Source organism: Plesiocystis pacifica SIR-1 (assembly GCF_000170895.1).
Lineage (GTDB): Bacteria > Myxococcota_A > Polyangia > Nannocystales > Nannocystaceae > Plesiocystis > Plesiocystis pacifica.
Genome location: NZ_ABCS01000043.1, coordinates 55,382 through 78,745 on the forward strand (window position 1 = coordinate 55,382; position 23,364 = coordinate 78,745).

At 69.5% G+C, this 23,364-nt stretch carries 19 protein-coding genes; 7 read left to right on the plus strand and 12 right to left on the minus strand.

Annotated features, from left to right (window positions below; all coding sequences use genetic code 11):
• Nucleotides 1-53: 53 nt before the first annotated feature.
• Entirely contained in the window at nucleotides 54-1,232 is a 1,179-nt protein-coding gene (locus tag PPSIR1_RS21510; RefSeq protein ID WP_086001567.1) for a hypothetical protein, read from the minus strand.
• Nucleotides 1,233-1,454: 222 nt separating this feature from the next.
• Here PPSIR1_RS21510 and PPSIR1_RS21515 point away from each other — a divergent pair, with 222 nt between their 5' ends.
• The gene (locus tag PPSIR1_RS21515; protein WP_006973264.1) at nucleotides 1,455-2,792 is read left to right on the plus strand and encodes a hypothetical protein; all 1,338 of its coding nucleotides are present in this window, start codon (nucleotides 1,455-1,457) and stop codon (nucleotides 2,790-2,792) included.
• Nucleotides 2,793-3,084: 292 nt separating this feature from the next.
• Here PPSIR1_RS21515 and PPSIR1_RS21520 read toward each other — a convergent pair whose 3' ends face one another.
• The 3 genes from PPSIR1_RS21520 to PPSIR1_RS49500 all read right to left on the minus strand — a co-directional run bounded on the left by PPSIR1_RS21520 (nucleotide 3,085) and on the right by PPSIR1_RS49500 (nucleotide 6,437).
• Complete coding sequence (locus tag PPSIR1_RS21520) at nucleotides 3,085-3,564, minus strand: hypothetical protein (RefSeq protein WP_006973266.1); 480 nt, start codon at nucleotides 3,562-3,564, stop codon at nucleotides 3,085-3,087.
• Between the two features lie 99 nt (nucleotides 3,565-3,663).
• A complete protein-coding gene (gene rpoD, locus PPSIR1_RS21525) occupies nucleotides 3,664-5,433 on the minus strand; it encodes an RNA polymerase sigma factor RpoD (protein WP_086001570.1) in 1,770 nt (589 codons plus the stop codon).
• A gap of 794 nt (nucleotides 5,434-6,227) precedes the next feature.
• Complete coding sequence (locus tag PPSIR1_RS49500) at nucleotides 6,228-6,437, minus strand: hypothetical protein (protein WP_198154576.1); 210 nt, start codon at nucleotides 6,435-6,437, stop codon at nucleotides 6,228-6,230.
• Nucleotides 6,438-6,452: 15 nt separating this feature from the next.
• Between PPSIR1_RS49500 and PPSIR1_RS21530 the strand changes: the two genes are divergently transcribed.
• The 3 genes from PPSIR1_RS21530 to PPSIR1_RS43415 all read left to right on the plus strand — a co-directional run bounded on the left by PPSIR1_RS21530 (nucleotide 6,453) and on the right by PPSIR1_RS43415 (nucleotide 9,817).
• Entirely contained in the window at nucleotides 6,453-6,728 is a 276-nt protein-coding gene (locus PPSIR1_RS21530; protein WP_198154577.1) for a hypothetical protein, read from the plus strand.
• A gap of 61 nt (nucleotides 6,729-6,789) precedes the next feature.
• Nucleotides 6,790-8,643, plus strand: a complete 1,854-nt coding sequence (locus PPSIR1_RS21535) for a leucine-rich repeat domain-containing protein (protein ID WP_157595800.1) — start codon at nucleotides 6,790-6,792, stop codon at nucleotides 8,641-8,643.
• Nucleotides 8,644-8,797: 154 nt separating this feature from the next.
• Nucleotides 8,798-9,817 carry a formylglycine-generating enzyme family protein gene (locus tag PPSIR1_RS43415; protein ID WP_157595801.1) on the plus strand — a complete coding sequence of 340 codons (1,020 nt, stop codon included), beginning with the start codon at nucleotides 8,798-8,800 and terminating at the stop codon, nucleotides 9,815-9,817.
• Nucleotides 9,818-9,979: 162 nt separating this feature from the next.
• Here PPSIR1_RS43415 and PPSIR1_RS21545 read toward each other — a convergent pair whose 3' ends face one another.
• A complete protein-coding gene (locus tag PPSIR1_RS21545) occupies nucleotides 9,980-11,707 on the minus strand; it encodes an OFA family MFS transporter (protein WP_006973272.1) in 1,728 nt (575 codons plus the stop codon).
• Here PPSIR1_RS21545 and PPSIR1_RS21550 point away from each other — a divergent pair.
• Nucleotides 11,675-12,349, plus strand: coding sequence for a hypothetical protein (locus PPSIR1_RS21550; protein ID WP_157595802.1), 675 nt, complete (start codon nucleotides 11,675-11,677; stop codon nucleotides 12,347-12,349). The genes PPSIR1_RS21545 and PPSIR1_RS21550 overlap by 33 nt on opposite strands.
• A 210-nt stretch (nucleotides 12,350-12,559) precedes the next feature.
• Here the strand turns inward: PPSIR1_RS21550 and carB are convergent, their stop codons facing one another.
• The 5 genes from carB to PPSIR1_RS21575 form a co-directional block, all read right to left on the minus strand.
• On the minus strand, nucleotides 12,560-15,835 hold the full coding sequence (gene carB, locus PPSIR1_RS21555) for a carbamoyl-phosphate synthase large subunit (RefSeq protein WP_006973274.1): 3,276 nt from the start codon (nucleotides 15,833-15,835) through the stop codon (nucleotides 12,560-12,562).
• Nucleotides 15,836-15,909: 74 nt separating this feature from the next.
• On the minus strand, nucleotides 15,910-16,794 hold the full coding sequence (locus PPSIR1_RS43420; RefSeq protein WP_157595803.1) for an MlaD family protein: 885 nt from the start codon (nucleotides 16,792-16,794) through the stop codon (nucleotides 15,910-15,912).
• Nucleotides 16,795-16,843: 49 nt separating this feature from the next.
• Nucleotides 16,844-17,644: a HEAT repeat domain-containing protein gene (locus tag PPSIR1_RS21565; protein WP_006973276.1), complete on the minus strand. Its 801-nt coding sequence runs from the start codon at nucleotides 17,642-17,644 to the stop codon at nucleotides 16,844-16,846.
• A gap of 95 nt (nucleotides 17,645-17,739) precedes the next feature.
• Nucleotides 17,740-18,294 (minus strand): hypothetical protein, encoded by a 555-nt coding sequence (locus PPSIR1_RS21570; protein ID WP_006973277.1) that lies wholly within the window; start codon nucleotides 18,292-18,294, stop codon nucleotides 17,740-17,742.
• A gap of 69 nt (nucleotides 18,295-18,363) precedes the next feature.
• On the minus strand, nucleotides 18,364-19,062 hold the full coding sequence (locus PPSIR1_RS21575) for a hypothetical protein (RefSeq protein ID WP_006973278.1): 699 nt from the start codon (nucleotides 19,060-19,062) through the stop codon (nucleotides 18,364-18,366).
• Between the two features lie 160 nt (nucleotides 19,063-19,222).
• On the opposite strand from PPSIR1_RS21575, the gene PPSIR1_RS21580 reads away from it, so the two are divergent.
• Nucleotides 19,223-19,756, plus strand: coding sequence for a hypothetical protein (locus PPSIR1_RS21580; RefSeq protein WP_157595804.1), 534 nt, complete (start codon nucleotides 19,223-19,225; stop codon nucleotides 19,754-19,756).
• Between the two features lie 55 nt (nucleotides 19,757-19,811).
• A complete protein-coding gene (locus PPSIR1_RS21585) occupies nucleotides 19,812-21,485 on the plus strand; it encodes a fumarate hydratase (protein ID WP_045116492.1) in 1,674 nt (557 codons plus the stop codon).
• A 10-nt stretch (nucleotides 21,486-21,495) separates the two neighbouring features.
• On the opposite strand, the gene PPSIR1_RS43425 is transcribed toward PPSIR1_RS21585, so the two are convergent.
• Together PPSIR1_RS43425 and PPSIR1_RS21595 are read right to left on the minus strand one after the other, a co-directional pair.
• Nucleotides 21,496-22,095 (minus strand): nuclear transport factor 2 family protein, encoded by a 600-nt coding sequence (locus tag PPSIR1_RS43425; RefSeq protein ID WP_006973281.1) that lies wholly within the window; start codon nucleotides 22,093-22,095, stop codon nucleotides 21,496-21,498.
• A 33-nt stretch (nucleotides 22,096-22,128) separates the two neighbouring features.
• The gene (locus PPSIR1_RS21595; protein WP_157595805.1) at nucleotides 22,129-22,974 is read right to left on the minus strand and encodes a hypothetical protein; all 846 of its coding nucleotides are present in this window, start codon (nucleotides 22,972-22,974) and stop codon (nucleotides 22,129-22,131) included.
• Between the last annotated feature and the right edge of the window lie 390 nt (nucleotides 22,975-23,364).

The window sequence follows — 23,364 nt, forward strand, 5'->3', positions numbered from 1 at the left end:
AAACGGCTGTGGGGGCAAGGTAGAACTCGGACTTCGATCAACACAAGCGTGGCTCACGGCCACGAGTCGAGCGAAAACCCGACCGCCAGCTCGCCTTGTCCTGGGCCATTGTTTCCCTCTGAGTCTTCATCCGTTCGTACTCGAAGCACGTAGGTGCCTGCGATGAGGTGATCGAAAATCAGCTCTCGGGGCTCTTCGGCGACCAGGGGCACGAACTCGGTCGCGTAAAGCAAGGAGGCCATGTTCTCCCGTTCACAGTGGCGCACCTCGACCTGGATCCGGTAGTCGTGGTCAGCGAGCATCTCGAGGGCATAGGGCCCGTCTGTGGGGAGCTCGATGAGGCGCTGGGCCATGGTGTACTGCCCCAGCCCTCCTTCAACGCCTGGAGCCCCACAGCCCATGTCCATCGTCCAAGCGCTTGGGCTCGTGAACACCTCGAGTTCCGCACCAGCTTCCAGGGCATCGCAGGCAAGCTCCTGCTTGAGGTAGGCGTTTCCCTTCCCCGGGGCCGCCTCGAATTCAGCGATGAGTTCGTTGAGCGGAAGCTGATAGACCTCCTCGAGGCCCTCCGCCAAAGAGAGCGTGTTGGGGATGTCCAAGTCGCATAGCTGATGAAGTGACTCCATCCCATCTCGGCTAATCAAGAAGGCGACGAAGGCCCCACCAATGCCGTAGTACGTTCCTGGCAGTGCTCCCTCGTCACTCACCGTGATCGCGTTCTCAATCTCATCAACCGTCTCGTAGTAGGAGAAGTAGCGTCCGTATATGGACGCAAACCCCTCTTCAATGAGACTCGGGCAACGGTCCCGGACCAAGTGTGTCAGCTCGTGGCGATGAGGCACCGTGAGCGCATGGGCGACTCGCTCTTCTACGCAGGCGAGCGCGCCAGAAGTACATGGCCAGCAGGGCTCCTCTCGGCTCGCATAGAGTCGGACCTCATCTCCCACTTGGGGTCTTCCCCAGATCTGCTCGACCCATGAGGCGTGGGCCTGCGCCGCCTCGAAGCTCCCAGGACAGATGCCCTGGAAATCCCGACCATACGACCGGTAGATCAAGCTCTCGGTCTCGAGCACCTCCACTGCTTCTGGCTCACAGGCTTCGATCAGACTAGGCGGCTCCATGCCCTCCTCGAGGGAGCCCGAATCCCCACAGGCCAGCAGGCTTGCCGCCCCGAGCGTGCTGAGCCAGCGCCTTGGTCGGACCAGCTTCCTGGCAGGCAGACGCGCGTCCATGCTCCTGGCAGCCTAGCACCCCGGTAGAGACTCCACCTACAAGCGGTAGTGACGAGGTTTTCGCCAGCAGGCTTGACCAGGCTGACGAGAATTCGTCAGTGAGCACCCTAAAGCAGGGCCTCCCCCCTTGCTTCTGCTGGCACACTCCCTGCACATCTGCTGGCCGATTCCCTAGGTCGAACGGATGCCTAGCGCTTCAATTCCACGGCAGTGAGTCACTTTATGACAATTCCGCGCCTCAAGAACACCGCTCTTTCCCTCCCTCTCATCGCCAGCGCTCTCTTCATGGGTTGCGGCGAGGACCCGATCCCCCCTGAGGACGGGGACTTTGCTGACGAGGCCTCCGCGGGTGCGAACGAGGCCGGATCCAAAGAGCCCGATGTCGGGGTTGGCGAGCTTGACCCTGGGGAGTGCATCGCCAAGGCGAAAGATGGAGAAGACGGGGAGGCCTGGGGCTACGTCCACCAGTGCGGAGGCAGGTGGTGGGGCCGCATCGGGTTCACCTTCGAAGGAACAGGTCTCGACCTCTACGTTCCTTCGATTGAGGGGGCAGTCGACTTCGGGGACGGGCACGAGTCCTACTTGGAAACGAAGGTGATGGCCTGCTGTGGCCAACACGACCCCCAGCTCACCATCGATGATCAGCCCACCTACGCCGAGAACTGTATGCTCGACCTACGTCAACAGGTCTGTCGTTCGATCTCCGAGGCCCTTGGGGCCGCCATCGACAGTGGGGAGCTTCCTTCCTTGAAGCCTGTGGTCGAAGTACAGCACTGGATCGCAACGCATATCGACGAGTGCATCGATGGCCTAGTCGACACCGACGACTCCCCCAAGAGTCTCAAGGCTAAATGGGAAATCCCTCAGGCTGGCACTCCATGGGATGACTCCAATCAGGATGTCGAGGATGTCTACATCGAGATTTTCCTTTCGCTCGTCAACGATCTCTATCGGCCAGCGGATCTCAGCGAGAACGAGATCTGCACCTCACTGATGTGGAACAACGGCAACCTGTTCGAGCGAGGTCTTCCATCTACGGGCTCCGGAATGGATGCCACGTTGGAGAGCGGCTCTGGCGTGCTCCTAGGGCCCCCGGTTGGTTCGGCAACTCCCCTTCAGCTCAGCACAGACTTTGGCTCCCTCGGCACGGCCTGTACGGGTCTCGAGTGCTCCAAGCTGAGCTTGTCGTTCGACTCGAGCGCGAGTACCTGGTCCTTGGATGAGCTCCGACTCATCCTCGAGCCTCGCCTCGTCGTCGACGTAGGCGGCCAGACACTCGTGATCGAAGACGCGCAGGTCGAGCTCTACGGAGATGCTCAGGGTCAGATGGAGATGACCCAGGGCTCGAGTGAATATCGAGTCCTCGCTGGTGACGTGCAGTTCATCGTTCGGGGCCAGGCTGGTGGGGGACCAGTGATGCTCTTCGCCCACAGCTCCACAGACCTGGTGGCCACCAGCGACAGCGCCGGCGGGTGGGAGCTTCGACCTTTCGAGCTTCTCTACACCGAGGCCCAGGGCGACGCTTGGACCATGACGGTCGGCGCGACCCAGTGGCTGTAGGGCGCCCCAGCTGCTGAGCTCACTGGTGGATCCTCCGGCCTCGGGGCCACCGCCGGGTCAGGGCGCGGCTCAATCGGGATCCAGGAGCCCCCAGGGTCAACCATGAGCGGGTCTACCAGGTGATGAAGCACGCGCCCAGCTGCTCTTGCCCAAGTACGCCAGCAAGCCGACCCGGCCCACCGCGGAAAGGTCGTGACCCTGGCCAGTGACCTGCGCTGGTGCAGCGATACCTTCGACGGTGAAGCCAACCGGGATCTGATGGCGATGAGCGTCGAGGCGCGGCTGCAGGCGGTCACGAACTTCGCTCTGTGAAGTCGCGGGCGAGGGACTCCAAGCCGGGCGCGCGGGCGAGCGCGTCTCGACGCGCCTCGAGCAGCTCGACCATCTGCGTCTGGGCGTGGGGGTGCGTCGACCAAAACTGGCGCTGCCCGAGCATGAGCGCGAGCAGGCTCGAGCCGGTGCCCGCGGCGGCGTCTCGCTCGAGGCGGGCGTGGATCACCGGCCAGAGCAGGTGGAGGCTGTCGGCGTCGACGCCCTGGGTCAGGAGCAAGACCAGCTGGGCGACATCGAGCTGCCCGAGGGGGCGCTGGACGGCCGCCGACCACCGGCCTCGGAGTCCGGGCCCCGGGGCCTCGTCGCAGGTCCAGCCGCGGTGTTGGGCGAGGCTCTGGGACAGGTTCACCCAGTAGGCCTTGCGATGGATCTGCGCCCCGGTCTGCTTTTTTCGACCCCGGGCTGACTTGCCGCCTCGGCGTTTTTGTCCCTTGCCCATGCCGGGGACAGCTTCCCATCAACAAATCGCCCCACCAAGCCGGAGCAGAGGTGGGGCGACGAAGGGCGCCCCAGTTGGGGCGCTCCGAGGGGGGCGCGATCAGTCCTCGACGAACTCGCGCAGCTGCTTGGCGCGGTCGGCCTTGCGGAGCTTCGAGAGCGCCTTGGCCTCGATCTGGCGGATGCGCTCGCGGGTCACGGAGAAGTCCCGGCCGACCTCCTCGAGGGTGTGGTCGGAGGCCTCGCCGATGCCAAAGCGCAGGCGCAGGATCTTCTCCTCGCGGGGCGTCAGGCTGGCCAGGGCGCGGCGGGTCTCGTCGCCGAGGTGGCGCTCGACGACGCCGGAGCCGGGGTCGAGGGCGTTCTTGTCCTCGATGAGGTCGCCGAGGCTGGAGTCGCCGTCCTCGCCCAGGGGCGTCTCGAGGCTGATGGGCTCCTTGGCGATGCGCAGGATGGAGCGGACCTTCTCCACCGGCATGTTCATCTTCTCGGCGATCTCCTGGTGGGTCGGCTCGCGGCCGAACTCCTGGACGAGCTGACGCGTGGTCCGGATCAGCTTGTTGATGCTCTCGATCATGTGCACCGGGACGCGGATGGTCCGGGCCTGGTCCGAGATGGCGCGGGTGATCGCCTGCCGGATCCACCACGTGGCGTAGGTCGAGAACTTGTAGCCGCGCTGGTACTCGAACTTGTCCACGGCCTTCATCAGGCCGATGTTGCCCTCCTGGATGAGGTCGAGGAACTGCAGGCCGCGGTTGGTGTACTTCTTGGCGATCGAGACCACGAGGCGGAGGTTCGCCTCGACGAGCTCGGCCTTGGCCGCCTCGCGCTCGCGCCGGGCCTTGGTCAGGCTGTCGTAGAGGGCGACGAGGTTGTCCGCCGAGACCCCGGTCTCCTGCTCGACCTGGCGGATGCGCTTGGTCGCAACCTTCATGCGGGTGATCAGCTCGTGGAGCTCCCAGGGGTGCAGGCCCAGGCGGCGGCACAGCTTGAACTCCTCTTGCTCGCGCAGGCGCACGCCCTCGAAGGTCGAGCGCAGCTCGTCGAGGTCGACGCCGGCCCGGCGCTCGCAGTCGAGGAGCTCGCGGAGCGCCCGGCGGACCGTCTCGACGGTCTCGCTGAGCTCCTCGCTCATCTCCTCGATGGACTTCCGGCTGAGCCGAAAGTCGAGCATGGTGCCCACGGTCGCCTCGCGCAGCTCGTGGTGCTTCTTGTCGAGCTCGGCCCGGGCGCCGTCGTCCTTGCCACCCTCGACGAGGGCGACCTCGGCCGGGGGCGTGCTTGGGGCCGCGTAGGCGGCTGCAGGGGCGGCGCCGGCCGACGCGGCCTCGCTCGGGGCGTCGCCGTTGTCGACGACGAGGGCGACGGGCTCCGCGGCCGGGCGCTCGGCCTCGGAGGCGGCGGTCGCCTGGGCGTCGAGCTCCGCGACGCGCTCTTCGATCTTCTCGAGCTCGCGGTGCTGCTTGCGAAGGCGCTTGAGCTGCACCTTCATGTTCTCGACGGCGGCCTCTTGACCCGTGGGTCCGTCGGCCTCGCCGGGGCGCTTCTCGTCGTTCTTGGCCGGGATGACGAAGGCGTCCTTGACCCGGACCAGGCTCCGCTCGACGCGATCACACAGATCGAAGACGTAGGGGATGGCGATGGGGCTGCGCAGGACGATGTCGATGACCTTGTTCTCGCCGGCCTCGATGCGCTTGGCGACCTCGATCTCGCCTTCGCGAGTGAGCAGCGAGATGGTGCCCATCTTGCGCAGGTACATGCGCACGGGGTCCACGCTGCGTCCGCGCTCGTCGATCAGGCGGGGCTTCGTCGCGGACTTCTTCTTCCGGGACACGCTCTTCGATTTCAGGGAGCTTTCAGTCTTGCTCATGAGCACCTAGCCAGGCAGGTGAGGGGTCGCTGGGTGAAAGAGACCCCAGCCTCCGATCCGAGCTCTTTGAGCGCAGATGGACGGAGGGTGTGCAGGTATATCCGCAATGGGGCGCTGGGCCACCGCGCCAGAGGACGCCGGGGGGGGAGGCCGGCGCCGGGCGCATTTGGTCGGGTCTAGCGCGCATGGAGGATCCATCGAGCGGCGCCGTGTCCTCCAGGCTCGGCCGTGGAGGCAATGAGTCTCCCTGCGCCGGTGACCCCAATTTTCTCGGGCGAGTCTTGGGCCAATGATCGGGGGCCGCGCGGGAGACGATTGGCGACTCGATTCGCGCATCCTAGCCCAGAGACGGGTCGATCAGCCAAGGAATGCCAATTTTGGAGAGGTGTCGGAGTGCAGACTGGGCGTTCGGCGTGGGCGGACGGGTCGCGCGCTCGAGGGGGCACGGAGGCGGGAACCTGGGCGCCGCGCCCTGGCCATCGGCGCGCCGGTCAAGCAAGGGCCGCGCCATTCCCGAGAGCGAAAAGTGCAGAGCGAATGTGCCTGAATGAGATTGCCCTCACATTGGATCACGCGTTTGAACGGGGTTCACTGGGGTGAGTTGGGGAGTTCAGCCCCAGTCTAGCGGTGTGCGCATGGTGCGCATGGTTGTTCCGCGCCCATGCCTGCGCGTGGCTGGCTCTCGGTGCGGCGAGGTGAAGCGCCGGCGCGCAGTCTGGATGGCTGTGATCTCACCGCGCGACTCGGGCAGGGCGGGCATGATTTTTTGATCACACTTGGCAGCAGCGTCTGCGTCAATGACGCTGCAAGCCCAGCTTGTGCGCATTTTTCAATCGGCGTTGTCTCGACTCGGCAATTGACAACTGCGTACCAATTGGCGTTAATGGATCGGCGTGGATGAATTCCCCGAACGCTTTGCCTTGGCCGAGCGCCAGGGTCTGATCGCGCTCGTCAGAAAGTATCCTCAGATGGGTCTGAGTGACCTGCTGCGGCTGCTCGAGCACGGGCGAACGGGCCGGATGTTGGGCTCCCTGACCCTGGGTGAGTGCGCCTCGGGGCTCGCCGATGCCGAGTCCATCGAGGTGGCCGACAAGGCGTCATTGCGCGAGGTCTACGACGCGCGCGTGCTCGAGACCCTGCGCGACGCGAGCGAGCCGCTGTCACCTGCGGAGGTCCAAGAGCGCATCGGCGGCACGGCCCAGGAGGCCCGCACGGCGCTGCAGCGCCTGGCCGCCGCGCGCAAGATTCGGCGGACGTGGAAGTCCCGCGGCCACCACGGCTACCTGGTGGCTTGAGCGCCCAGTCCGCGGCAGTCCGCGGCGTCACAAAAGCCCCGCCGGCTGATAGGCTGCTTTCGTGGGTCGAATCGTCGACGAGCAGGCGGCGCGGGGCGTGTGCCGGGACTGCGGCGCGGTGATTCGGGGCGAGGTCTGCTTCGTGCGCGACGAGGGCGAGGAGGGGGCCCAGCGCGCGCGGCCACGGCACCTGATGTGCGCGGCCCAGAGCTGGCCGGCGCAGCTGCTTCGGGCCCTCGAGCTCGCGGGCTGGGACCAGGTCCCCGAAGAGGATCACGACGAGCTGCGGGCGCGCATCGATGACAGCCTGCACGCGCGCGGTGAAGCAGGACAGGGGGCGCAGGACGGGGCGGCGCGCTCGAGCTCGGCGATGATCGCTGCGGCGGTCCTCGAGCCAGCCCGGGCGGCGCGGCGGCTCCGGCCCGAGGTCGCGCAGGCGTGGGTGTTCGCCGACCGCCTGCAGGCCCAGGGGGATGCGCGCGGCGAGCTCTTGGCCCTCGAGCTGGCGGCCGAGCACACCGAAGACCCAAGCCAAGCGCGGATGCTTCAGCGCGAGCGGGCGCGGCTGTGGGCGCCTCGGCGGGCGCGGATCAACGAGCGCCTCGCGGGCTTGCGGCTGCGCTTCGTCGGCGGCTTCTTGATCGGCGCGCACCCCGAGGGCGCGTCGCAGATCGGTCGCTTGCTGGCCGCTGAGGCGGCCGAGACCCTCGCCCGCGTCCGCCTGGACTTTTGCACCCAAGAAGAGCTCGCCCGCCTGGTCGACGGCGCGACGGTTCATGGTCGGACCGTCGCCGTGCTCGACCTGCCCAACTCGCGGACCAGCGACCTGGGCGTGCTGGGTCGGCTGCCGCGGCTGCGTCGGCTTCGGGTCGGCGAGCGCTTCTCGCCGGGGGTGCTGGCCGAGCTCCCGAGCCTGCGGGCGCTGAGCCTCGTGGGTCGCGGGCAGCTGCGCGGCGAGCAGCTCGGCCTGCGCCGCGAGCTCGAGCGCCTCGAGTGCTCACCACGGGACGCCAGCGCGCTCGCGGGGATCGGGGCGCGCCTGCCCGCGCTCGAGTGGCTCAGCCTCGGTCGGGCGAAGCTCGAGGGCCTGGCTCAGCTGGGGCCGGTGCCCAAGCTCGAGGTCCTGCGCTTACCGGGCGAGGCCCTGCGCGAGCTCGACGGGCTCGAGGCGCTGCCGAGCTTGCGCGAGCTGCAGTGCCGGCCGGGGACCTTGCGCCTGGTCCGGGAGCTCCCGGAGGCCCTGGCCGCGCCGCACACCCTCGAGCGCCTGGCGCTGCTGGGCAGCAAGGTCGGTGAGCTCGACGCCCTCGCTGGTCTTCCGCACCTGCGTCACCTGGCCCTGGTCTCGACCCGGGTCGGTGAGCTCGAGCCGCTGCGCCGGCTGGCCCAGCTGCGCAGCGTCCAGCTCGAGGGGGGCGACATGCGGCGGGTGTCGGGGCTGGCCCGGCTCGAGCAGCTCGAGCAGCTCGGCCTGGGCAAGCTCGCCAACGTCGACCTCGCGGCGCTGCGCGAGCTCCCGCGGTTGCACACGCTGACCCTGCGCCCGGGAGGTCGACGCCCGAGAGGTCTCGAAGCGCTGGCCTCCCTGAGCGCGCTGCGGCGGCTGTCCATGCCCATGGAGGTGTTCGCGGCCCTCGACGATCCGGCGAGCGCGCTCGCGGGGGTCGAGGTCCTCGAGCTGGTCGGCGAGGGCTGGCCGCCCCTGGACTTCGTCGCGGCCTTGGCTCGCTTGCGGCGCTTGCTGTTGCCGGGTCGGAGCGAGCGCGACCCCTGGATCGACGCGGTCCGCGAGCGCGCGCCCGAGGTCGTCGTCCACATCCACCTGCCGCCGCGTGACCTCCTCGATCACCGCGACCTCTACGACTGGCGCGCGGGCCCGTGGCCGAGGGAGCTCCCGCGCGCAGGCGCTCTCTAGCTCCGCATGCCGTACTACTGTCCCTGCTCGGAGCCCAGCCCCGAGTGGGGGAGGAGGGATCAAAGCGCTTTTTCCCGGCGCAAATTGGGCGCTGCCGCGCCCGCGGTCCCGCAAAGCCTGCCATCGCCGCCGCGGACTTCGGCACAATCTCGGGATGCGATTGCGAAGCGGATCGGCGACGACCCTCACCCGCGTGTCCCTGGTGGCGCTCGTGGGCGGCCTTGGACTGAGCGCCTGTGGCGACAGCGGCTCTGACGACGAGGTCGGTGAGACGGCGGGCTCGGAGGAGAGCGCGGACACGGAGAGCGCGGACACGGAGAGCACGGAGTCGGAGAGCACGGAGTCGGAGAGCACGACGGAGACGGAGACGGAGACGGAGACCGAGACGGAGACGGAGACCGATACGACGGAGACGGAGACCGACACGACCGAGACGGAGACCGGGGAGCCGGACGCGTGCTCGGGGCCCTGCGGCACGCCCGGCTGCCTCCCGTGCCCGGACAACGTCACCGTCGACGGCGGCGGCTTCCAGATCGACTCGACGGAGGTCGAGGCCGTGGACTACGCCGTGTTCTTGGCGGAGAACTTCGATCCGGACTACTTCTCGAGCTGGCTGCCCGAGACCTGCGGGTGGAAGGGGGACGCGCTGATCCCCGCCTTCATCCCCGACGAGTGGAGCGATCAGCCGGTCGACGGCGTGCCGGCGGTGGGCGTGGACTGGTGCGACGCCTGGGCCTACTGCTCGTGGGCGGGCATGCGCCTGTGCGGCGACGTCGAGGGCGGCTCGGTGCTGGTCGAGGACGTCGAGGATCCGGTGAGCAACCAGTGGTATCGGGCCTGCTCCAACTCGGGGGTCAACCTCTACCCCTACGGCCAGCTCTACGACGCCGACAACTGCAACGGGCTCGACGCGGGCTTTGGTCAGGCCGTGGACGTGGGCGGGCTGAGCGGCTGCGAGGGCGGCGTGCCCGGGCTGTTCGACATGAGCGGCAACGTGTGGGAGTGGACCGACGCGTGCCTCGAGGGCGTCAACACCCCCGCCAACGAGCAGGAGTGCCGGCGCCGCGGCGGCTCGTGGTTCAGCGACGGCCCGACCCTGCGCTGCGGCATCAACTCCCTGCGCGCCCGGGACTTCCGGGCCGACTCGGTGGGCTTTCGCTGCTGCGAGCTGTGAGTTCTGCTCTACCCCCACAGGCATCTGAAGACCGGGGGCGCTTCGTCGCTATCCGCTCCTCCGCTAGGGCTTGGTGGGCAATGGGGTTCGTGCCTTCGAAAAGGCTGGTGGTCGCCCCCGCGAGCGGGGGCGGATTCGTTGACAGTCTCTGAGTCGTGGACGTCAGCCCTCGTCCTCGGCCATGTGGTGGCTGGGGTCGACGGGCTTGACCAGGGCGTTGGCGACCAGGGCCAGGAGCAGAAGCCCGGCCATCAGGAACATGGTCGAGTTGTAGACCGACGCCGTCGGGTCCTCGGTGCCGGGCGGCGCGATCGCGACGAGCTTGGCGAGGGTCACCGTCTTGGCCTCGATGAGCGCTGGCAGCTGGTCCACGCCCGCGCCGAAGCTGGCCTCGAAGCGCGCCGGGTCGACCTTCGCCGCGAGGTCTTCGATGCCGCGCTCGACGGCCCGGGCGCGCAGCGAGGTGATGGCCAGGGGCCCGAGCACGCCGGCGGTGCTCCACGCGGTGAGCAGGCGGCCGTGGATGCCGCCCACGTACTTGGTGCCGAAGATGTCCGCGAGGTAGGCGGGGATGGTCGCAAAGCCGCCGCCGTACATGGTGAAGATGATCATCGTCGCGGCGTAGAAGACCACCAGCCAGACCACGGCCGGGGACGCGCTGACTCGGGCGGCGCACAGCGGGATCGACAGGTACAGCGCGATGCCGAGGACGAAGAAGGCGTAGTAGGTGTTCTTGCGCCCGAGCTTGTCCGAGGCGCTGGCCCACAAAAAGCGCCCGGCCATGTTGAACACGCTGATCATCAAGACGTAGGTCGCGGCGAAGGTCCCGTCGACGATGTCGGGCAAGGTCGTGCCGAAGATCTCGCTCATCATCGTCTTGGCCACGCCGATGACCCCGATGCCGGCGCTGACGTTGAAGCACAGCACGACCCACAGCAGCCAAAACTGCGGGGTTTTATGGGCCTCGTCGATGTGCACGTGGTGCGTGGTGATCATCTGATCGTCGGCTTGGGCTTCAGTCGGCGGCGTCCAGCCCTCGGGGGTCCAGCCCTCGGCGGGCACGCGGTAGCTGAACGCGGCGACGAGCATGACCACGAAGTAGAGGGCCCCGAGCACGAAGAAGGTCTCGGCCGCGCCGGTGCTGCCCGTGCCCACGGCGTAGACCCCCGCGTCGAGGGCCGCGTCGCCGCTCAGGCCGAGGTTCGAGCTCATCGCGGCGGCTTCTTCGGCGCCGAGGACCACGACCTCCCGGCTGCCTCCGGCGAGCTGGGCGAGGCGGCGGCCGCCCTCGGTGACCAGCGCGACGGCGTCGGCGCTGCCGAGGTGCTCCGGGGCCCGAAAGAAGGTCCGCAGCAGGGCCTGCTTCATGGGCGCGGCGATCATCGCCCCGCCGCCGAAGCCCATGATCGCCATGCCCGTGGCCATGCCCCGGCGATCGGGGAACCAGCGGATCAGCGTGCTGACCGGCGACACGTAGCCCAGGCCCAGGCCGCAGCCTCCGAGCACGCCGTAGCCGAGGTAGACCAGCCACAGCTGGTGGCTGAGGATGCCCAGGCCGCCAAGCAAAAAGCCCCCGCCCCACAGGCACGCGGCCACGACCCCGACCATGCGCGGGCCGACCTCCTCGAGCCACTTGCCGGCCACCGCCGCGGCCAGGCCGAGGAACACGATGGCGAGGGTGAAGATGCGGGTGACCGCCTCGAGCGGCCAGTCGCCGGCCGAGGCCCCGACCACGCCGAGGGCCCGGGTCAGCGGCGGGTTGAAGATGCTCCACGCGTAGACCGAGCCGATGCACAGGTGGATGGCGATGGAGGCCGGGGGGACGCGCCAGCGGTTGAAGCCTGCGGGCGCGACGATGTGTTCCTTGCGAAGGCGTGCGAGCATGGCCATGGCGACGCCCGAGTCTACGCCGCCGCCTTCGACGTGATGGCCATGAACTACTACCCGGACATGCGATTTTTTGTCGTGCCCCACGACGAGCCCCTGACCTACGCCGCCCTCGAGCCCCACCTGCGCGAGGCCGTGGGCGCCGAGTTTCGCGTGGGCATGAGTCGCCATACGGGGGAGCTGCGGGTCTTTGACGACGCCAACGGAGCGAGCGTTCGCCTGGCTGGACCGCCCTCGGGCGAGGCTCGCCGGGGCAAGTACTGGACCTACGCCGTGGTCTCGAGCGGGCCCAACCATGACCTGGACTACCTGCCGAGCTACGAGGCGCTCTGCGACGCGATGGCGAGCTGGCCCGACGTGGTCGAGTCGCCGCCGGGGAACATCGACATGCTCGTGGATCTAGCCCTGGGTCTGCAGAGCTACGAGGCCGAGCGCTGGCGAGGGGTTCAAAAGGCGCCGACCTATCCGCGCCTCGAGTCGCTGCTGCTCGAGCTGCCGGCGTTGCTCGAGAGCCCCGAGCTCGCGGCCAAGCTGGTCGCGGCGGTGCCGGATAGTTGGCTGCCAGAGCTGGCCGTCGCCGTGGACCGTGCCTTCAGCGAGGGGCGCGGGCGGGCGGCGAGCGCCGAGCAGGGCGACGCGGACTGACGCGCGGCGCTCAGGGCAGGGAGCACGCGCCGAGGCCTGCGTACTGCGGTGGATGAAGCTGATCGCTTCGCTGGTCGAGCCCTCGGCGCAGCCGGGCTCGGCGTCCTCAGCATGGCGCCGGTCCAGGCGCTGCTCGGGTCGCTCGGGGGCAGCGTGAGGCGACGAAGCTCGGCCCTTGGAGACGGGTCCGAGACGCCGGCGCGGGCGCGCCTACCCGCGGAAGCGCTCGCGCGCGTCGGGCTCTTCGCCGGCCGCGAAGGACGGCCGCTGGTGGTAGTCCTGCAGCGACACCGCCGGGAGCACCCGCCCCTGGCTGCGGCTGGCCTCGATGGCGTGCGCCGCCGCCTGGGCCCCGGCGAGGGTCGTGAAGTAGGGCACGCGCATCGCCAGGGCGCTGCGGCGGATCGACAGCGAGTCCCGGGCCGCCTGCTCGCCGTCGGTGGTGTTCACGACGAGGGTCAGGTCGCCGTTGACGATGCGATCGACGATGTGCGGGCGGCCCTCGGCGACCTTGTTGACCTGGGCGCAGGCGATGCCGGCGGCCTCGAGCTTCCGGGCGGTGCCGCGGGTGGCGATGATCTCGAAGCCGAGGCGGCGCAGGTGCTTGGCCACGGGGATGACCGCCTGCTTGTCGGAGTTGGCCACGCTGATGAACACCCGCCCGCCCTGGGGCAGGTGCACGCCCGCGCCGGCCATGCCGGCGTTGAAGGCCGCGCCGAAGTCCTTGGCGATGCCCATGACCTCGCCGGTGCTGCGCATCTCCGGGGAGAGCAGCACGTCGACGCCGGGGAACTTCACGAAGGGGAACACCGGGACCTTGACCGAGACGTGCTCGGGCACGCGCTCTTCGACGCCGAGCTCGGCGAGGCTCTTGCCCGCGCCGACCAGGGCCGCGATCTTGGCGAAGGCGGTGCCCACGGCCTTGGACACGAAGGGCACGGTCCGCGAGCCGCGGGGGTTGACCTCGAGGATGTACAGGCGCTCGCCCTTGAGGGCGTACTGCACGTTCATCAGGCCGACCACGCCGAGCTCGCGGGCGAGGCTCTCGGTGGTCTCGCGGATGACCTTCAGGGTCTCGTGGCCGACGCTGACCGGGGGCATGCAGCAGGTCGAGTCGCCGGAGTGGATCCCGGCCTCCTCGACGTGCTCCATGATCCCGGCGATGACCACGTCCTTGCCGTCGGCGACGGCGTCGACGTCGAACTCGACGGCGTGGGCGAGGAACTCGTCGATCAGCACGGGGTGGTCCGGCGACGCGCGCACGGCCAGCTTCATGTAGCTGTCGAGCTGCTCGTCGGAGTGGACGATCTCCATGGCCCGGCCGCCCAGGACGTAGCTGGGCCGGACGAGCACCGGGAAGCCGATCTGGTGGGCGATGTTGAAGGCCTCTTCGGGCGAGCGGGCCACGCCCCAGCGCGGCGCGTGCAGGCCCAGGCGGGTGACCAGCTCGCCGAAGCGGCCGCGGTCCTCGGCCCGGTCGATGGAGTCGGCCGGGGTCCCGAGCAGGGAGTAGCCCGCGCGCTCGATGGCCGAGGCCAGCTTGAGCGGGGTCTGGCCGCCGAACTGCACGAGCACGCCGACGATCTCGCCCGAGCGCGCCTCGAGGTCGAGGATGTCGAGCACGTTCTCCCGGGTCAGGGGCTCGAAGTAGAGCCGGTCCGAGGTGTCGTAGTCCGTCGACACCGTCTCCGGGTTGCAGTTGACCATGATGGTCTCGAAGCCGGCGTCGCGCAGGGCGAAGGCGGCGTGGCAGCAGCAGTAGTCGAACTCGATGCCCTGGCCGATGCGGTTGGGCCCGCCGCCGAGGATCACGACCTTCTTGCGGTCGCTGATGTTCGACTCGTCCTCCTCTTCGTAGGTCGAGTAGAGGTAGGGCGTGTGCGCCTCGAACTCGGCGGCGCAGGTGTCGATGGTCTTGTAGACCGGGCGCACGCCCGCCTGCAGCCGGCGCTCGCGGACGGCGTCCTCGGAGCTGCCGCACAGCGCGGCGATGCGCGGGTCGGACAGGCCGCCGCGCTTGGCCTCGAGCAGCGCGGCGGGGGCGGGGACCTTGCCCCGCGGGCCCTTGGCGATGCGCTCCTCGAGCTCGACGATCGCGGCGATGTGGTGCAGGAACCAGGGGTCGATCTTGGTCCGCTGGTGGACCCGCTCGATGCTCATGCCCTGGCGCAGGGCCTCGCCGATGAGCCACAGGCGCTGGGGCGAGGGCCGGCTGATCAGCGCCTCGAGGCGGTCGAGGTCCGCCTCGCCGACGTCGATGTCGAAGCCCCAGGTCTCGGTCTCCATGGACCGCATGGCCTTGCCGAGGGACTCGCGGACGGTGCGGCCGATGGCCATGGCCTCGCCCACGGACTTCATCTGGATGGTCAGCGTGTCGTCGGCGCCCTTGAACTTCTCGAACGCGAAGCGCGGGATCTTGGTGACGATGTAGTCGATGCTCGGCTCGAAGCTGGCCGGGGTGACCTTGGTGATGTCGTTGTCGAGCTCGTCGAGGGTGTAGCCGACGGCGAGCTTGGCCGCGAACTTGGCGATGGGGAAGCCCGTGGCCTTGGACGCCAGCGCCGAGGAGCGGCTGACCCGGGGGTTCATCTCGATGACGATCATCCGCCCGGACTCGGGGTCGAAGGCGAACTGGATGTTGCACCCGCCCGTGGTCACGCCGACGGCGTTGACGACCGCGGCCGCGGCCGTGCGCATGTGCTGGTACTCCTTGTCCGTGAGCGTCAGCGCCGGCGCCAGGGTGACGGAGTCGCCGGTGTGCACGCCCATGGGGTCGAGGTTCTCGATGGCGCAGATGACGACGAAGTTGTCCTTGCCGTCGCGCATGACCTCGAGCTCGTACTCCTTCCAGCCGAGCACGGACTCCTCGATGAGCGCCTCGGAGCGCAGCGACTCGCTCAGGGCGTGGGCCGCCATCTTCTCGAACTCTTCGCGGTTGTAGGCGATGGCCGCCCCCGCGCCGCCCATGGTGAAGCTCGGGCGGATGATGGCCGGGAAGCCGATCTCGTCGAGGGCGTCGCGGGCCTCGGCCATGTCGTGGACGTAGAAGGAGCGCGGGACCTCGAGGCCGATGCTGACCATCAGGGCCTTGAAGCGGTCGCGGTCCTCGGCCTTCTCGATCACCTCGAGGGGCGCGCCGAGCAGCTCGACGCCGTGGTGCTCGAAGATGCCGCGGCGCCCGGCCTCGAGGGCGAGGTTGAGGGCCGTCTGTCCGCCGACGGTGGGGAGCACGGCGTCGGGCTTGGACTCGCGCAGGACCTGGTCGAGGTCGTCCGGCGTCAGCGGGCGGACGTAGGTCTCGTCGGCCAGCTCCGGATCGGTCATGATCGTCGCTGGGTTCGAGTTGATCAGCACGACCTCGTAGCCCTCCTGACGCAGGGCCTTGATCGCCTGGGTGCCGGAGTAGTCGAACTCGCAGGCCTGACCGATCACGATCGGGCCCGAGCCGAGGACGCAGATACGCTTGATGTCATCGCGGCGGGGCATGGCGCGCCCGCTACTTACCCGGTGCGTCCCCCGCCCGCAATCGCTCGCGGGGGCCTGGATCGAGTGAATGGCGATCAGCCGCAGCGGTAGCTGTAACGGACCCGATGTAGATCCGGGGGATCGTCACCATCCGCGTGGAAGGTCACGGTCACGGTCTTGTTGGCGTGCGCCGGGAGCGAAAAGGGCATGAACCAGTCCTTGCTCCCGGGCAGCGTGGCCACGTCGAGGACGCCGCCCTGGGGGTCCATGAACGCCGCGGTGTCCACGGCGTCCATCTCGACGAAGATCCCGCTGTCGTTGGTGAAGCGGATCTTGGCCCGCCAGCCGCCCTCGGGCAGGTGCAGGGGCTGCGGATTCACCGCTGTGTAGGCGAGCACGGTCCAGCCCAAGCCGTCGCCGCAGCGCTCGCTCTGAATGACCGGGGGCTTCGCGGCTGGGGGCGTGCCTGGCTGCGCGCCGGGCCCGGGCGTGGGCCCGGGGTCGTCGGCCTCGACGGGGATGGGCTCGACCTCTCCCGGTTCCAGTTTTGCGATCGGTTCCGGCTCGGGCTCCGGCTCTGGCTCTGGCTTGGGCGTGGCCTCCGGAGCGGCCTGGGAGCAGGGCGGGAGCGGCCCCTCGAGGGCGTCGAAGGGCTCCCCGACGCGGCCGCCGAGCTCGAGCTTCAGGGCGCCGTCCTCGACCACCGCGCACGCGTCCGCGGCGAAGCCGGGATCGTGCTCGCCCTCGGCGCGGGCGTGGACGATCACGGCGTTGGCGCGAACTTGGAGGGACTCGACGGTCCCGACGTGCACGCCGAGGGCCCACACGGGGGTCCCGGGCTCGAGGCCCTCGGCGTTGGCGAGGGCGATCTCGGGGAGCATCGCGGGGCCGTCGAGCTCGTCGACGCGCCGCGGGGGATCGACGCAGGCCGCGGCGCCGAGCGTCGCCAGGGCCAGCACGCAGGACAGTCTCGGGTGCACGCCCCGAGCATAGAGCGAAGCGCCCGGTCCGGGGACGCCCGGGGAAAATTTAGGTCCGGTGGACCTTGGCCCCGTCGAAGCTGTGGTCTTCGTCGAGGTTCTGGCGCACGGCGGCGGCGTGGGCGGACAGGTCCCAGCCCAGGTCCGCGAAGCCGTCGAGGATGCGCCGGCGCAGACGCAGGGACTCTTCGCCGCTGGCGAGGTGAGCGATCAGGGGCTCGAGGGACTCGGGCTCGGCGTTTTCGATGAGCGCCTCGGTGCAGAAAAAGCGGATGTCCTCCTCGGGGTCCCCGAGGTAGCTGGCGAGGAGATCGCGGACGCGGGGGTCGTCGATCTCCTTGAGGTGCATCAGCATCTGGCGCTTGGCCCGGTTGTCGCGCTCATAGCCGGGTGGGTGGGCCTCGAGCAGGACGTCGAGGATCTCCCACTCCTCGGCCTCGCCGGCCACGTCCTCGACGATGCGCAGGCTCCAGGCGATGCCCTCGGCGTCGACGACGTAGCGGCGGATCGGGCTGAGCATCGGCTTGCCGATGGCGGTCAGCCGCCGGTAGAGCCAGCCCTTCTCCTCCTCGTCCTCGATGGTCTTGCTGGCGACCATGGAGAAGCGCTTGAGCAGGGCGATGTAGCAGTCCTCCGCCTTGGTCTCGAGGGCCTTGCGCTCCTCGCTACCCTCGGGGAGCTTGAGGGCCTTCTCCCAAGTCTCCGCGCCGAGCTTGATGAGGTCCTCCATCGCGGCGTAGCGGTCGGGCGACTGCGCGTACTGGTTGGTGACGCGCTTGGTCAGGCGGTCGACCTTGGTCTTGCGCCCGCCGCCGCCGCCACCGAATCCGAAGAGTTCTTTGAGTCCCACGCGTGCCTTTCGCTGCTCGGCTTGTACCGCCTCGGGGGCGCCCCGGCAAGGCGCGGACCCCCGCTCGCGCGGTTGGTCTCGCGCCGTCAGCTGGCTCAGCCGCCCGTGCTATCGGTCTCGGTGCCCGTGTCGGCGTCGGTGCCCGTATCCGAGCCGGTGTCCGTACCGGTATCGGTCTCTGTGCCCGTGTCCGTATCGGCCTCCGAGCTGTCCGTGGTGGTGTCGGTGGTGTCCGAGCTCGACTCGGACTCCGCCTCGGTGCCGGCGTCGCCCTCGGTGCCGGTGTCGCCCTCGGTGCCGGTGTCGCCATCTTGGGAGGCCCCACCCACGGCGCAGTCGCCAAAGTTCGCCTCCACGTCGGAGCCGTCCTTGTGGCAGCAGCCGTCGGCCTCGCAGCTGTAGCCCTCGGGGCAGGCGTCCCGGCCGTCGGGGTCGTCGGGGACGCAGGCGAACAGCACGTCGCCGCTGGGCGGCAGGAAGCAGGCCTGGGTCGAGGCGAGGGCGCCCAGGAACAGGCCGAGGCCGGCCAGGAAAATCAGGCTGAGCTCTGCTTTGCCCCCACAGAGGTCTCGGGACCGGGGGCGCTTCGTCGCTGTCCGCTCCTCCGCTTTGGTCGTGGGGCAATGGAGTTCGTGGCCATGAGAGGGCATGGGGTCGCCCCCGCTCGCGGGGGCGCGGATGGGTTCACAGTCTCTGAGTCGAGAGTCGCGCATGATCGCTCAAAAGCGCAGGCGCAGGCCGCCCGCGCCCGGTTCGAATTGCAGCTTGGCCTCGCCCGCGCCGGGCTTGGCCTCGCCGCGCTTGCGCTGGACCCCGTCGGCGATGAACAGGCCCACGCCGACGAGCAAGGTGACGCCGCCGGCGATGATCAGCCCGCGGGCGGCGGCCTCGTAGGTGCGCCCTTCCTGGAGGACCTGATCGTAGTCGTCGGCGACGTCGGCGTAGAGGTTGGACGTGCCGCTCTCGATGTCGAAGCCAAAGGCGAGGCGCTCGGCCTCGTCCTCGCGGGCCTCGGCGACCCCCGCGAGCACGCCGCCGGTGGTCGCCAGAGCGATGGCGCCGAAGGTCGTCCACCACCCGGCGGTCTGGAGCTTGGGCAGGCGCTCGGGCACGCCGGCGACGTTGTCGTCGAGGCTCTCGCCCTCGAGGTCCGACTGGGCCCGGCTCGCGTTGGGGTCGTCGGGATCGACGATGCTGCCCGCGACGCCGCCGCCTCGGTTGCCGGGATCCTGCTCGGGCTCCTCGACCTCGGCGACGGTGGGATCGACGTCGAGGGTCTCGGGCTCGGGCTGTTCCGCGGGCGCGTCGGCCTCGGGCGCGCCCTGGCCAGCCTGGACGGGGGTCGAGGCGGCGAGGAGGGTCACCGAGACGAGCACCGGGAGGATCGAGCGGAGCTCGGTGACGGGAGCCTGGACCATCGGTGCGCGAGCATAGCTGGGGATGGAGGTCGGGAAAAGGCGGGGCCCGGAGGGGGCCGACGCGGTCCGCAGCGGGGCGAATTCCCCCTTGGCGCGTGGGGGAGGGTGGTCCGCGGCGCACGCCCCTGCCTTTCCCGGCGCCCCGTGTTATGCCGGGCTCGTGCGCGCGGGCGAGGTCAGGCGGAGCCGCCCGGGAGGGCGCGGGGGCGTCGCGCTCGTGCGCCTGGGCCTGCTGGTCGCGCTCGCGGTGGGCTCGGCTTGCCCCGGGCGGGGGGGCGGCTCGGGCGGCTCCGGGACGGGGAATTTTCGCCGCCCCAACTACCCGGTGGCCTCGGTCTACGAGATCGATCCGGACTTCGAGGGCGAGTGGCGGGGAGACGTCGCGGGCCTGCGCGGCACGCTGGTCATCGGCCCCCTCGACGACCGCAATTACTACGGCTCGTTCACGACCCTCGACTCGAACACCGAGTACACCATGCTCATCGAGCAGTCCTACGTGAGCACGCCGGAGGACGAGGCGGTCGCCAGCAACCGGGCGCTGTTCACCTGGCAAGACGGCCTGGGCAGCCGCGGCCACGGCTGGCTGCTGATCAACCGCGACGACACGGCGCTGACCGGCTCCTTTGGCTACTCCGCCGCGACCGAGGGCGTGGGCAGCTGGAGCTTCACGCGCGTCGAGGCGCCGCTGGAGTAGGGCGCGCGCGCCCAACTTGATCGCGGGGTGACGAGCGGGGATGCTTCCCCCGATCATGGCTGACTTCGCCCACACCCCGCTGCTGCCCCTCGCCGACGACGACACCCCCTACGAGCTGCTGACCAAAGAGCACGTCGAGGTGGTCCAGTTCGGCGAGGAGACCATGCTGAAGGTCGCGCCCGAGGGGCTGCGCCTGCTGGCCCGGGAGGCGATGAAGGCCATCGCCCACAAGCTGCGCCCGGGTCACCTGCGCCAGCTCTCGACCATCCTCGACGACCCCGAGGCCACGGCCAACGATCGCTTCGTCGCCCGCGACCTGCTGCAAAACGCGGTCATCGCCTCGTCCGGCGTGCTGCCGATGTGCCAGGACACGGGCACGGCCATCGTGATGGGCAAAAAGGGCCAGCGCGTGTGGACCGGGGGCGGCGACGACGAGGCCCTGAGCCGGGGCATCTACGACACCTACACGGAGTCGAACCTGCGCTACTCCCAGCTCGCGCCCTTGTCGATGTACGAGGAGAAGAACACGCGCAACAACCTCCCGGCGCAGATCGAGCTCTACGCCGAGACCAAGGCCAAAAAGGAGCTCAGCTACGAGTTCCTGTTCATGGCCAAGGGCGGCGGCTCGGCCAATAAAACGTACCTGTATCAGGAGACCAAGGCGCTGCTGAACCCCGAGAGCCTGCTGGCCTTCATCGACGCCAAGATCCGCACCCTGGGCACGGCCGCCTGCCCGCCCTACCACCTCGCCATCGTCGTCGGCGGGACCTCGGCGGAGCACAACCTCAAGACCGTCAAGCTGGCCTCGGCCCGCTACCTCGACAGCCTGCCGGCCCAGGGCTCGGAGACGGGGCACGGCTTCCGCGACCGCGAGCTCGAGGCCCAGGTCCTCGAGATCGCGCGCAAGACCGGGATCGGGGCCCAGTTCGGCGGCAAGTACTTTTGCCACGACGTCCGGGTGATCCGTCTGCCTCGCCACGGCGCGAGCTGCCCCGTGGGCATCGGCGTGTCCTGCTCGGCGGACCGCCAGGCCAAGGCCAAGATCACCGCCGAGGGCATCTTCCTCGAGAAGCTCGAGGCCGATCCGGCTCAGTACCTGCCCGCGCCCACGGCCGAGGACCTGTCCAGCGAGGTCGTCGAGATCGACCTCGACAGCATGTCCATGGACGAGCTGCGCGCCGAGCTGAGCAAGTACCCCATCAAGACCCGGCTGTCGCTCTCGGGCCACATCATCGTCGGCCGCGACATCGCCCACGCCAAGCTCAAGGAGCGCCTCGCCGCCGAGGGCGAGCTGCCGGCCTACTTCCGCGAGCACATCGTCTACTACGCCGGCCCGGCCAAGACCCCCGAGGGCATGGCCAGCGGCTCCTTCGGCCCGACCACGGCGGCGCGCATGGACCCCTACGTGCCCCTGTTCCAGCCCGAGGGCGGCTCCATGGTGATGCTCGCCAAGGGCAACCGCTCCAAGCAGGTGACCGACAGCTGCGAGGCCAACGGGGGCTTTTACCTGGGCAGCATCGGCGGCCCCGCGGCGCGCCTGGCCCAGGACTGCATCAAGCACGTCGAGGTGCTCGAGTACCCGGAGCTGGGCATGGAGGCCATCTGGAAGATCCGCGTGGAGAACTTCCCGGCCTTCATCATCGTCGACGACAAGGGCAACGACTTCTTCGCCGACATCGCGGGGGGGCACGGCTCCCGGGCTGGGCGAAAGCTGCCGGTCACCAAGTGAGGGCGGGGGCTCACGTCCCTGGAGCAGCGGCTGGCGCAGCGGGCTGTGGCGCGGGGTCGGGCTGTCCGGGGCAGCCCGAGCGGTGCTCGGTGTAGGTCAGCGCCGTGACCCGCCAGCGCCCCTCTAGCCGCGCGAGCTGGACCGCGTCCACGCCGCAGTGGCGGAACTCCCCGTCGACCCGCACGTCGTACTCGCCCCACAGCGTCGCCATGGGCCCGTCGATGCGGACCTTGGGCGGGGCGGTGAAGCGCTCGTCGATGACCGGACCATCGCCGGCGGTCCCGGCGATGAAGGCCTCGCGGGGGACGACCTGGTGGCGGACCTCGCCGGCCTCACCTCGGCCCACGCGGACGATGACGGCCCCGTCGGCGACGAGGGCCTCGAGGGTGGGGACGTCGTGCTCGCGCATGGCCGCGAACATGCGCTCGACGGTGGTCACGACCTCGTCCGCGAGCAGGCTGTACTCGCGGCTGTCCGGGGTCATCAGGTGGGTCTGGGTGGCCTCGGCGGTGTTGACCACGACCTCGCAGCGGGCCGCGGGCGGGGGGAGGACGCAGGCGCTGAGGCCGAGCAGGAGTCCGGAGGCGAGGAGGGTCGAGCGGGCGCGCACGGGGACAGTTTACGCTCGCCGAGCTCGCAGGGTTCAGCCGGCGTGGATGCAGTAGAGGGCCGCGGAGGCGTGGCAGTCATGGAGGCCGCAGCTCGTCGCCTCGGCCCACTGAGCGTCGGTGGCGTGGGCCGAGCCGACCGTGCCCTGGGCGCCGCCGGTGGTCCAGCCCTGGCAGTCGTACTGCACGACGTCGCCCTCCGGCGTGAGCCCGGTCCAGACCTTCTGATCGCACAGCGAGCCGGGTAGGGGGTGGCCGGCCTCGGTGAGGTTGATGGGCGCGTCGAGCTCTCCGTCGAGCAGGTCCTCGAGGCCCTCGGCGATCACGACCCCGTCGACGCGCACGAACACGCTGCCGGGCCCGAAGGCGTCGGCCGTGGACACCCGACCGTCGCCGAGCCAGGCCAGCCACGGCCCCTCGGGCAGGCCGTCGCCGAGCCCGGCCGCGATCGCGCAGAACTCGTCTCCGCCCTGGATGCCCTGGAAGTTGCCCGAGACTTCGACGCTGGTCACGAACACGAGGTGCGCTTGCTCGGGGTGGCAGGTGCCGTCGACGCACAGGCCGTCGCAGGGCTCGCAGCCCTCGCAGTGGTCCTGGGTTCCGGCCGGGACGCAGCTGCCGTCGCACGCGAGCTCGCCGGGCGGGCACTCGTCGTCGGACGCGGTCGAGTCGGTCTCGGGCTGCGCGGTGGTGTCTTCGGCGCTGCTCTCGGAGCTGGTGTCTCCGAGCTCGTCTTCTCCCACTCCCTCTCCCGAAGTCTCCCCCGCGACGCTCTGGGCGTCCGCGCCGAGGTCGAAGCGCGGGTTGGCCATGGTGCACCCCGCGAGCGCGCCCAGGAGCGCGGCGCCGCAGGCCAGGGGTCCCGAGGATCGACGGAGCATGGGCTCATGATGACACTCGGGGCTGAGAGTGCATGCAAACCGGAATGTCAACGGTTACACATCGTCTCGTCTGAAATGTGAATGAAAGCGGGCGGATTCGGTACCAGATGCGCGCGCGGGGGGTCACCGCTTACGGCCGTGGGCCTGCCTCGGACAGCGCCCACACCGGCGACGGGGAGTGGGTCTGGCCCTGGACGATCGGTGTGGGGCAGGCCCGCGTGGAGGAGGGCCGGTGGGGGAGGGGACCCATCGCCCGGAAGGCTTGGATGGAGCGGCCTTCCCGGGTACTCAGAGAGGATGAAGATTAAGATTAAGATTTGTGTGGGGGTGAGCCGAGCAGCCTGGGGCTGAGTCGGAGCGCGCATTCATCCACTCCAATGACGGCCAGGG